The sequence below is a fragment of the Streptomyces sp. NPDC085946 genome (assembly GCF_044540485.1).
In the GTDB taxonomy this organism is placed as follows: Bacteria; Actinomycetota; Actinomycetes; order Streptomycetales; family Streptomycetaceae; genus Streptomyces.
This window is the reverse complement of the sequence record NZ_JBITSF010000056.1, coordinates 1-10,373: the sequence shown is the minus strand read 5'-3', so window position 1 is coordinate 10,373 and position 10,373 is coordinate 1. Positions and strand designations below refer to the sequence as shown.

The following is a 10,373-nucleotide window of genomic DNA, read 5'->3' as shown; positions in this document are numbered from 1 at the left end:
CCGCTACGAACGAAAAGCCGACCACTTCCTCGCCTTCACCGCCATCGCCTGCACCCTCATCTGTTACCGCAGACTCGCCAAATGAGACGACCTCTAAGAGGGAAGCAGACATCGCAGAGCCTGGGACAAGCCCGTCTCCTACGGCGTGCGCAGGCGCGCAGATGTCACACCTGTAACAGCAGTTCCGTCCGGACGACATGGGGGTATGAAACAGCCGTCCTCCGGGGGCGACACCCGCACAAGCGGGCTGGTCTTCGTCAGTGCCCGTATCTGTGCGGACGATCCAGCTCTGCGGTGCCTGACCGCCGCCAGGTGAAGCGCTCAGTCACATCCCAGCGGATGTTGGCGGATGCCGGCGCACCTACAACTCGGACTCGATGTGCTCGACGTCGGTGAACTGCACGTCCAGGCCGCAGAAGTCCACCTCGCCCAGATCTTCGGTGGCGAGGTCGCGCAGGCGCTGCTCGTCGGCGCCGGCCGTATCCAAGAGCCGGGCGGGATGCGCCTCGTCATGCTCGCACGGATACGACCGGAGCCTCGAGCGCGTATGGGGATCAGTGGTTCACGTCCGTGCACGTGGCACACGGGCACGGCACGGCCGCACCGGTGGAGCGGCGCAGCCCGGTGGTCCCGCAGGCTGCTCGAGGCCTTGCGGGTTGTGCAGGCGCAGTCGGGGGTTCGAGCCCGTCGCTCCGCCCGCCCGGGTGATCATCCTGCGGCTCGTCCGGTTGCCTGCCGGCCACGGCCTGCCAGCGCCGCACATCGGTTCTCCGAACAGCTCATCGACGCTCACCCCGGCAGGCCAAAACTGGTGGTCGGGCACCAGCCGGTGTCATCGCTCAGGCCGGCGTGACGTTCTCGGCCTGCGGCCCTCTCTGCCCCTGGGTGATGTCGAAGCGGACCTTCTGGCCCTCCTGCAGCTCCCGGTAGCCGCCGCCGGCGATGGCCGAGTAGTGGACGAACACGTCAGGACCGCCGCCGTCCTGCTCGATGAAACCGAAGCCTTTTTCCGCGTTGAACCATTTCACCGTGCCGGTGGCCATCTCGCTCTCCCTCACCATTGATCAAGCGGCGTAGCACCCTGCCATGCGGCCGCAAAATTGATCATCTCCGACCAATCGGGCGCCGGAAAGGAGAAACGCCCAAAGTCATGCCCGGCGCCACCAACCGGCTTTGGTGCAGCCCTGGACGAGGTGAGCCGCCGGGGGTCAGGCAGCCCGTGCGACGTCGGGGGTCAGCAGTGCGTCGGCCCCGGTCAGGCGTAGCACACTCGCGGGCTGGTGCTGGAGGCCAGTGACGAGGAGCTGGCCGCCCTCGGCCACAAGGCGGCGGCGCAGCTTGATCAGAAGGTTCAGGCCACTGGAGTCCATGAAGGACACTCCGGACATCTCCAGGTGCAGGGTCTTGCCGTCGAGGGGGATGACCAGCGTCGCCTCTTTGAGAGCAGGGCACGAGGCGAGATCCATCTCCCCGGCCACGGTCAGGACAGTGCGGTCAGTGTGCTGGTGGGTGGTGACAGTGAGGTTGTGCACGGTTCGCCCCTCGCTTCCGGGGGTCGAGCCCATCACACCCCCGGGCTGGGGGTATCAAGCGCGTGACGTGGGGGCACGCACAGCCGAGCAAGACAACCCGCACCGCGCCCCGGTCACTCAAAGTAACCTTAAGGGGCGGCGCGGGGCCTCCTACCAGACCAGGCTGGTTGTCCATGCAGCGTCGCACAGACCCAGCAACGACCGCCACCACGCACTGGCAAAGGCTCGCAGCCCGACACAGTGCTGACATATCCGGCAAGCAAAAAGGCCGGAGAAGGGCGAGTCTGAGCCGCGGGGTGCTGTCTGTTTGTGAACATCGATCCCGGCTTGGAGCGAGGCCTCCCGCAGGGCTGAACACCTGCTGTCCAAACTCGGGTTCTGACTCACCTTCTGTGAAGGCGGGCTGGTGCCCCGCCCTTCGGGCGGCACCGGGTTTGAATCCGTTCAGGCCAGGTGCCTGCGAAAAATCTGAATGAAGGCATCCTCGCCTCGTTCTACAAAAGTTGAGCCAGAACCCAAACTCGTGCAAAGGCGAGCCTGCACAAGGTGTGGGGTCGTGCCGGCTGCGTCCGGCACGCCCCCACGTCCTGAAGTGTGCCAGACAGCCCTTGCCCGGCCGCGCGCGGCCCCGCCGACACGCGAACTGGAGGCACCGGCCTCCGGTCCCCCACGCCGCTCCCCCACTCCCCGCCCCAGCTCCCTTCCACCGCCTTCCTCTTCCAGGCCAGGGACGACGGGGGCGTGTTGAGGGGAATGCCGCGCTCCCGACCACAGCCGAAAGAGTGTGATGGCCTGCAGGTATGCGGGACAGGACGGAAGAGTTGCAGAGCATTGCGGAAGAGGTTGCCGACGGGAATATCGGCCCGGCCCACGGCGGGATTTTCGAGCGGGCCGCATCATCGGGGCGCGGGTCGTCCATCGCCCGACCGCTGGCGCCGAACTGCCCCAGCCCGGTGACCGGCGCAACGCCGGTGCTGGCCTGCCCGTCGTCATAGCTCGAGGGACTGCCCAGGGCACCGCTCGGTCTATCGTGGCCCGCCTGGTGAACAAGCACGCGTTACCGCGGCCCTGGAAGTAATCCCCGCAGCCGGGCAAGGCGGCCCCGCCCGGCTCCCGCGGGCAAATCACGGCGTCACGACGATCGACAGGGCAAAAGCGGCAATCGTAACAACAGCCAGAACGGCCATCCCCGCCCACAGCGCCCTCACCAGCTCACCCCCACAAAACACGACGGCAGGCCCTGAGGAAGCGTTTTCCTGCGCCAGCAACGGCCGGTCCCCGACACCGACCTTCCCCGACTGCACACACCACGGGCAGACGGCGACCGCATCGATCCCAGGGGCCTTCTCAGCAAGCCACCCAGCTCGCTCCTGAACAGCCGTGTCACCTCCCGGCCCCTCGGCCGACGCACAGCACACCGGGGTCATAGGGCTGACGTTGTCGGCCCGGACACCGGCGGCGTCCTGGGTGACGTCGAAGCACACCCGCTTGCCCGCGCCCAGCACGCGCTCCGCGTCACCGCGAACCGCCGAACGGCAGACGACGGCATCGAAACCGCCACTGTCCTGGGCGATCACGCCCAAGCCCCGCTCGGGATCGAACCACTTCACCACACCACTGGGCACAGACGCCCCCCACACCAGAGCGATTCAGTACGGGGGGGGCTCACCCAGCTTCCACCCGAGCACCCACGCCGGCAACCGGCGCCCACCCCGCGCGCGAAGCAGACACCCGGCGCGAGGGCGCGCAGAAAGAGATACTCACCTCCCGACCACGAGGAAAAGACGGCCGAACTGCGGTGATGTGAAGACCGTCCGGAGGCGCGCGTACAGATGGCGGCGGGGTTGCCCACCAAACGGAAACCTCCCTACTGCGGCCCAGCGCTCTGTCCCGACACGACCGTCTGGCGGAGTCAGACCTTTAAAAAATCTCACCGGCATGAAGGCCAGCATGAGCACCACCCTCGCCAACACCTTCATGCGGTCCTGCGACATCGGCTTCATCAAACTCATCGACAAGGACCCGCTCATGGCAGCTGGTTTCACGGCTTCCGGAACGACATCGCGGCGGCGGCCATGACCAAGGAGAGCGGCCACGGCGGTGACACGGTCGGCCCGATCGTCACAGATGTGCTGCGCGCCGGTGGCTGAACCGGACCGGTGGAACCCGGTCGGAAACCCTATGGTGGCCGCCGTCATTGTGGGCGTGCGGTAGCGCGACACCAACGGCCTGGACACTGATGAGCAGCGCGAAGAAGCGGGCCACAGTGGGCGGCGGGCGTGTCCGGTTCTTCCGGCTAGGTGGCCTGGTCGGCTACCGTCCGGCCCGAACGCACGATACGCACGGGCCGGGACTACCGTGAGGAAGCGCCCCACGGGCTCCGCCCTACGCCCTGGTGCGGCGCACGACACCGCCTCGGCAAAGTGCCGAAGAGATCAGTGCTGCATTCCCTGGCTTGAGCACCCTCACAATGACGCGCGAGTGTCCGTCAAGAACTTGACCCGCCCGCTCGTGCTCCATGCAGTCGACGGCCTTATCAGCGCAGAACCCTTCCGAGTCCTCTCGCGGCTGCCGGTCCGAAGGAGCATCCCGGCTGACGGCGCCAGGGGTGGTCCGGCCTCTCCGGGGTACATGCGCCCGGGGCCCAGTCGACAACCAGCACCTGGTCAGGCCCCGTCCTTTTTGAAGCGATGGGAGATGGCATGAGACTCCGTGAGTCGGCTCTGGCACTGACCTCGCGGTTCTCCGCCGAAGTGCTGGCTGGACGGTACCGCTTGGACGCACTCATCGGCTCGGGCGGTGCGGCCGACGTCCACCGCGGCATCGACCTGCGTCTGAAGCGGCCAGTGGCGGTTAAGGTTTTCCGGCCCGGCACCGGCATCGACATGGAGGAACGATTCCAGAGCGAGGCGGTGATCCTTGCCCGGCTGCAGCACCCCGCACTGGTCACCGCCTATGACGCCGGAACGCACAACGGTCAGGCCTACCTGGTCATGCAGCTGATCGAAGGGCCCACGCTGAAGAATCGCATCGCCGAAGGCACCTTGTCCCCCGAAGAGACCGCCGCACTCGGCACCGACCTCGCCCAGGCCCTGGCCCACGCACACGAGGCGGGGATCGTGCACCGCGACGTCAAACCATCCAACATCCTCCTGGACGCTTCCGGTCGCCCTCACCTGACCGACTTCGGTATCGCCCGACTGCTCGACGCCACCACACACACCGTTACCGGCACCCTCATAGGAACCGCCGCCTATCTGTCCCCCGAGCAGGTGCTTGGCCGGTCCGTCGGCCAGCCCTCCGACATCTACGCCCTCGGTCTTGTCCTCCTCGAATGCCTCACAGGCAGACTCGAATACGATGGCGGCCCCTTGGAGGCCGCGATCGCGCGGCTCCATCGCCAACCCGTACTGCCCAGCTCCCTGCCGAAACAGCTCATTGCCCTTCTGCAAGACATGACCGCTCTGGACGAACGAGCCCGCCCATCGGCACGCGACTGCGCCACGGCACTGGTCGCCCTCACCGGCATGGCAAGCTCCGCACCCCTCTCATCTCCGGCCCACGTCACCAGCGTCGTTTCGCATCGGACCCCCGTGCGGGACACCAACCCCACGCACACCGCCCCCTCCCCTGCTGCTCCCTCGCCCACTGCCGGCGCGGTCGCACCGAAGACTGTGCCCGTACGGCGCCGCGCCTTGGTCACCGGTGGAACCGCCGTGCTCGCCACTGTCATGGCAGTGACCCTCGGAGTTTCCGACAGTCCTCCGCGTCAAGGAAGCAACGAAAGTGGGGCACAGACCACCAGTCGCCCCTCCGCGAAAGCCGATCCCCCCAGCGTCTTCCAGGGAAGGAACGACGCGACTCCTGAAGTCCCGTCGTCGTCCACTCGCGAAATATCCACCGCGTCGTCTGGTAGCCCTGCCCCCAACCCAAGCACTCGTTCCACCTCTGTCTCCGCTCCTGCCTCCGTCAACCCCAGCCAGGAACAAGCCGTCAGCGCAACGGCTGACCGCAATGCACCCCCCAGGAGGCACTCTGACTCAGACAGCCCCCTTAAAACCCCAACCCAAGGCGCGCCCGCCACAGACGGGCAGGCCAAAACAGAAATTCCCAGCAAACATCCCAGCAAGCCCGCGAAAGACAAAAAAGCCAAAAAGGTGAAGGCAAACGAGAAGGCAGCCAAAGGAAATCCAGCCGGAGCACACTGAAGGCCAGATCCGACGAAATAACACCCCTATCTCATTTTCGACGATAAGGAAGATTGCCGACTTATCGCTAACGTGACATGCGAAATATAAGCAAGCTTGTGGGCTTGATGTTTTGGAACCCTCGCCGTTGGTCATCAAGGAGGTGACCGCCGAAGGCAAGTGGATGGTGGTGCGGACTCAGACACCGGTGAAACCGGTGCCGTGGCCAGCGTGCAGGGCAGCGTCCGCCAGCTGCCGGTAGGACGAGACGTAAACATCCGGCCCTGGTTTCGGGTCGTCAGCCAATCGCCGGACTATGGGCTCGGTGCCGTCACCAGCTCACGCCTGACCGGGGCGCCCACGAATCACACCGCATCGAGCCCGGTCAGGCCGTGCGCAGCGGCCGCCCCCACCTTTTTCGCCGCTGCCGCATCGCAGTAGTCGCACAGCGGGGAGCGGGTGCCGCGGCCGTACGTGTGGGTCGGCCGGTGGCAGGTCGCGCGGGGTCCGACCTTGTCCCCGGAACAGACTCGCGCCGGCATGTCCGGCTCGGTGATCGACGGCAGTGCAGGGGTTATCACCACGTTCCTTTTCTCGACGGCCGGCAGCGGCCGCCTCGAACGAAGAACAGAACGCCGCTTGGGGGCGGGGCGTCTGCCCGCCCCCGCGCGGCCGCGTGTCCGGCGCGGCTACCGGGCGAAGGTGACCTTCACGGGGACGTTCGGGCAGTCGGCGGTGGCCTGGGTGAGGGTGGTGCGCTCGGCGGTGTCGACGGCGAGTTGCCAGCGCAGTTTGGTGGCGACCCAGTCGGTGAGGTACTGGCAGTGGTACGGCGCGTAGGTCGGCAGCCACTGGGCGGGGTCTTGGTCGGCCTTGGAGCGGTTGGAGCGGGCGCTGACTGCGATCAGCGACCGGGTATCGCCGAGGTCGTTGGCGTAGGCCTCGCGCTCCGCGGCCGTCCAGGCGGAGGCGCCGGAGTCCCAGGCCTCGGCGAGCGGGACCAGGTGGTCGATGTCCAGACCGCCCGGGTTGCCGATGTAGAGGTTGTCGTAGGGGCTGTACCACTCGCCAGCGCTCAGCCTGCAGGGCGCGGTCTGCTCGGGGGCGAGGAACGCCTCCTCCAGCAGAACCTCGTTGCGGGTGGAGCAACCGTCCCGATCGGCGTCCACCCAGTGCCGGAAGCTGTTGCGCTGGTACCCGGCCCGGCTCTCCTCGGCGGCCGGGAGGGCCTGGACCGCGTCGTGCAGCGGCAGGGCCAGGGTGCCGCCCACCTCGCCGAGCGGGCCGGCGGCATGGGCGGGCGTGACGAGGGCGGCGAGCGCGGCGGTAACGGCCGCGAGGGTGGTGAGGAGGCGCACGGAGCGGTTCCTTCCAGGAAGATCCGACTGGTCGGGATCTTCGTAGCGGGACGAGCCGTGCGGTGAGGAGGTATCGGGGGTCCGTTCACCCGCGCGCATGGATAGTCGGACCGCCGGGTACGCCCTACCGGCGGCGGTCCCGTCCAAAGGGTGATGATCACCGCAGGCGCTCGCCGGGCCAGGGCCTGTTCCCCGTGACCGGCCAGCACCTGTACGGCATCAGCACCCGTGCCGCCGGGGAGACGGCCGGCTCGCCGGTGACCGCCGGGTCCTCAGGCACGTTGGAGAGCAGGAGGACTGGAGCGGCGCCCGGCCGCGGGCCCGGAGAACGGGACGGCGCCCGGTGACGAGGGGGACGATGTGATGAGGCGGCTCGGTGACGAGCCCGAGGAGGGGACACAATGACGGCACCCGACGCGCCCGGTACGGCCGATGCCGAGCAGGTCAACGCCGCGATGTGGCACACCTACGGGGCCCACCACCTCGACCGGGCCACGCCCCTGCCCGAGGTGAACGAGATCGCCTGGGGCCCGGCGGGAACAGGGCCGGGGGACGCTGTCCTCGGCGACCTGACAGGCCTGCGCGTGCTCGACCTGGGCTGCGGCCCGGGCCGGCACGCCGCCCACCTCGCCCGTACCTATCGCGCCGCCGTGGACGCCGTCGACCTTTCACCGACTCAGATCGAGCGCGCACAGGCGCGTTACGGCGACCTGCCGGGCCTGCGGTTGATCCAGGCCGACGCCGTCGGGCATCTGCGCACTTCGGCGCCGTACGACGTGATCTACTCCCTATCTACCGTCCACTTCATCGACCCGCACCGACTGCTGCCCGCCCTGGCGGCGGCCCTCAGGCCCGGCGGACGGCTGTATTTCACCGTGCTGCACACCAACTCCTCCGGAAATGGCCCTTTTTCACAGGTGAAGCCCCGTCCGGAGATTTTGCATCTGGCCGGCGGCGGCGAACTGATCGGGAACATGTGGGTGCTCACCACAAAACTATGGGCGGACCTGCTCGTGGAGCACGGGCTGCGCACCGAGGAGGTCACCGTGCTGGACGCGCCCGAGGAGGGCAACCATGCCTCTTACCGGCTCTTCCAGGTCCGCCGGCCGGCCCGGATCACCTCCCGTCCCCGTACGACCCAGCCGCCCGTCGCACACGCGGCGGCCGGGGTCGGCGCGGTGCTGGTGGGACCGCGCGGTCTGCTGCTCGGCCGCCACCGGCGGGGGACCCTCGAGCTGCCTGGCGGCACTGTGGAGCCGGGCGAGTCGTTGGAGGAGACTGCCGTGCGCGAGCTGGCCGAGGAGACGGGCCTGCACGCGGATCCGGCCGACGTGCGTCTGCTGGGCATGCTCCTGGACCAGGTCGGCGGTGTCGTCCGCATCACGTTCGGCGCGCTCGTCACGCGGTGGCGCGGCGAGGCTGCCGACCAGCCGGGCGAGCGGGTCGGTGACTGGGGGTGGTGGCCGCTGGACGCGCTGCCGTCGGGCCTGTTTGAGTGCAGCGCCCAGATCCTTACCGCCTGGCGCCCCGACCTGCCCATCGACCATCCGCCCGCCCATTTCACTCCCTTTGTCAAGCCGCACAACGTCGGCCAGGACACCGTCGGTCAGGCCGGGAAGTAGTCGCTCAGCATGCAGCCGTTGACGAGCGCCTTCTCCGTCCGGTGGCCGCTCGCGGTGAGAAGTCCGGGGCGTAGTTCAGTAAGGCGAGTCCGGACTGCGCAAGGGCCTCGACGGGATCGAGGACCTTGCGCCGGAACTTGCCGGGTAACGGGAGCCCGAGATCAGAACGGCCCAGGCGTGGGCGTTCTCCAAAGAGATTCGCGTGCGGTTCATCGATGTCCGGGACATCGAGGCTTACCGGCTCAATGCTGACATCTGGGTCGTGGCCACGGCTCGCTGGGAGTTCGCCAGCACCGCCCCTTGATAGCTGTGTCCTATGACGAGCGACTCGTGGAGCAGCTCGCCTCCCGGGCTCTTAGCAGCGGGCAGCGCAAGGTGCACGTCCAGCGTGACGAGAACGGGCGGATCGTCGGGGCCGGCAGCAAGGACGAGGAGCATGACGACGGCGGCGGCGCCGCAGCCAAGTCGTCCCTGCCGCACTTCTTCACACCTTGCGGCCCAGCGACCGTCGCGGCGTTCCTACGCACCCGAATCTACCGGCCCGAGTCGCGGGTGTGGCTGGAGGAGTACCGGGCCCTGGGCCCTGCTGCGCTGGCGGAAGAAGAACGAGATCACTGGCCTGCACGTCGTTCCCTATGACACGGATGTCGAAGTCGGGGCGACGAAGGCATTTCCACTGGGCAGGTGGTGCGCCAGCAGCGCAAGGCGCTGCTGGCCGGAGGGCTGGAGCCACGCTGCAAGGAACTGCTCGGCGTACCCGAGGCTGGGATGGTCCAGGAGCCCGGCGAGGAGGCGTGGGCATCTATGCTCGCCGCGCTCCGGTCCACCGGCGAGCCACCAGGCACCTCGCCTTGCGGCAGGACGCCGTTTGGGGCGAGGGCGGGGCGAGGGTGCCGGTCGGGCAACACATCGCCAACCTGCGCCGCAAGGACGGCCTGAGCAAGGACGCGGAGTAGGCGGCTGTACGCACGGAACATCTGGCAGCGATCGCCCCGGACCGGAACTGCCCGTGAACGCTGGACTGGCAACGCCACTACCCGATGCTCGCCGACCTGGTCGATGCCAACGGGGTGCTGCCCGACATTGCACCCGGAGTTCTATGACGGCGACAACATCGGGCGATGGCTCCAGCGGCAGCATCGGGACTGGAGACTGCTGTCGAGCAAGTAGCAGGAACGGCTGCCCAAGCCGGGCTCAAACCCACTGAGGCGCCGTCTCCAGCCCCGGCGGCAACGCGCCGAAGGAGCCGAGCAAGGCACAGCAGGCGTTCCAGCGGCCTGACCGCTCTCGCCCAGTGGATCGAACGGGAAGGCCAGCCGCTCGTCCCGCGCGGCCACAGCGAAAAGATCACGGTCGGCGGTGAAGCAGAGCCGGTGGTCGTGAAGCCGGGCGTATGGGTGTCCACCACCAGGACCAGGCGGGGACAACCTCACCGTGGAGCAGTTGGACGCGCTGCGAGAGCTGAGCATCGACTGGGCCTGACGCCGCCAACGGCCAGCTGCTGAGCCGAGTCAGACGAGGTCTTGGGCCGCGAGATGCCCCTGGGTCTCGTCACGGTACTCAGGCTGAAACTCACGGGCCTAGGCCGTGTCTGACAAGTGATCTTGGCTGGGTTCGCGGAGCCAGAGGATGAGTGCGGCGAGGTGGAGTCCGGCCCGGTAGCGGTCGACGAGT

10 protein-coding genes are annotated in these 10,373 nt (G+C 67.9%); 5 read left to right on the top strand and 5 right to left on the bottom strand.

Going from position 1 to position 10,373, the window contains the following annotated elements; translation table 11 throughout:
* Positions 1 to 361 precede the first annotated feature (361 nt).
* The 4 genes from ACIF8T_RS40170 to ACIF8T_RS40155 all read right to left on the bottom strand — a co-directional run bounded on the left by ACIF8T_RS40170 (position 362) and on the right by ACIF8T_RS40155 (position 3,142).
* Positions 362 to 487: a hypothetical protein gene (locus tag ACIF8T_RS40170; RefSeq protein WP_400042402.1), complete on the bottom strand. Its 126-nt coding sequence runs from the start codon at positions 485 to 487 to the stop codon at positions 362 to 364.
* 352 nt (positions 488 to 839) lie between these two features.
* Positions 840 to 1,043 carry a cold-shock protein gene (locus ACIF8T_RS40165; RefSeq protein WP_400041161.1) on the bottom strand — a complete coding sequence of 68 codons (204 nt, stop codon included), beginning with the start codon at positions 1,041 to 1,043 and terminating at the stop codon, positions 840 to 842.
* Positions 1,044 to 1,208: 165 nt separating this feature from the next.
* Positions 1,209 to 1,532, bottom strand: a complete 324-nt coding sequence (locus tag ACIF8T_RS40160) for an STAS domain-containing protein (protein ID WP_400042401.1) — start codon at positions 1,530 to 1,532, stop codon at positions 1,209 to 1,211.
* 1,124 nt (positions 1,533 to 2,656) lie between these two features.
* On the bottom strand, positions 2,657 to 3,142 hold the full coding sequence (locus ACIF8T_RS40155; RefSeq protein WP_400042399.1) for a cold shock domain-containing protein: 486 nt from the start codon (positions 3,140 to 3,142) through the stop codon (positions 2,657 to 2,659).
* Between the two features lie 340 nt (positions 3,143 to 3,482).
* Between ACIF8T_RS40155 and ACIF8T_RS40150 the strand changes: the two genes are divergently transcribed.
* Positions 3,483 to 3,611, top strand: coding sequence for a hypothetical protein (locus ACIF8T_RS40150; protein ID WP_400042403.1), 129 nt, complete (start codon positions 3,483 to 3,485; stop codon positions 3,609 to 3,611).
* 623 nt (positions 3,612 to 4,234) lie between these two features.
* Positions 4,235 to 5,740 carry a protein kinase gene (locus ACIF8T_RS40145; RefSeq protein WP_400042397.1) on the top strand — a complete coding sequence of 502 codons (1,506 nt, stop codon included), beginning with the start codon at positions 4,235 to 4,237 and terminating at the stop codon, positions 5,738 to 5,740.
* Between the two features lie 668 nt (positions 5,741 to 6,408).
* Here ACIF8T_RS40145 and ACIF8T_RS40140 read toward each other — a convergent pair.
* On the bottom strand, positions 6,409 to 7,077 hold the full coding sequence (locus ACIF8T_RS40140; protein ID WP_400042396.1) for an HNH endonuclease family protein: 669 nt from the start codon (positions 7,075 to 7,077) through the stop codon (positions 6,409 to 6,411).
* A 401-nt stretch (positions 7,078 to 7,478) separates the two neighbouring features.
* Between ACIF8T_RS40140 and ACIF8T_RS40135 the strand changes: the two genes are divergently transcribed.
* The 3 genes from ACIF8T_RS40135 (at position 7,479) to ACIF8T_RS40125 (ending at position 9,655) form a co-directional block, all read left to right on the top strand.
* Positions 7,479 to 8,699, top strand: coding sequence for a bifunctional class I SAM-dependent methyltransferase/NUDIX hydrolase (locus ACIF8T_RS40135; RefSeq protein WP_400042394.1), 1,221 nt, complete (start codon positions 7,479 to 7,481; stop codon positions 8,697 to 8,699).
* Positions 8,700 to 9,029: 330 nt separating this feature from the next.
* A complete protein-coding gene (locus tag ACIF8T_RS40130) occupies positions 9,030 to 9,338 on the top strand; it encodes a hypothetical protein (protein ID WP_400042393.1) in 309 nt (102 codons plus the stop codon).
* 155 nt (positions 9,339 to 9,493) lie between these two features.
* Entirely contained in the window at positions 9,494 to 9,655 is a 162-nt protein-coding gene (locus ACIF8T_RS40125; RefSeq protein ID WP_400042391.1) for a hypothetical protein, read from the top strand.
* The last annotated feature ends 718 nt before the right edge of the window (positions 9,656 to 10,373 follow it).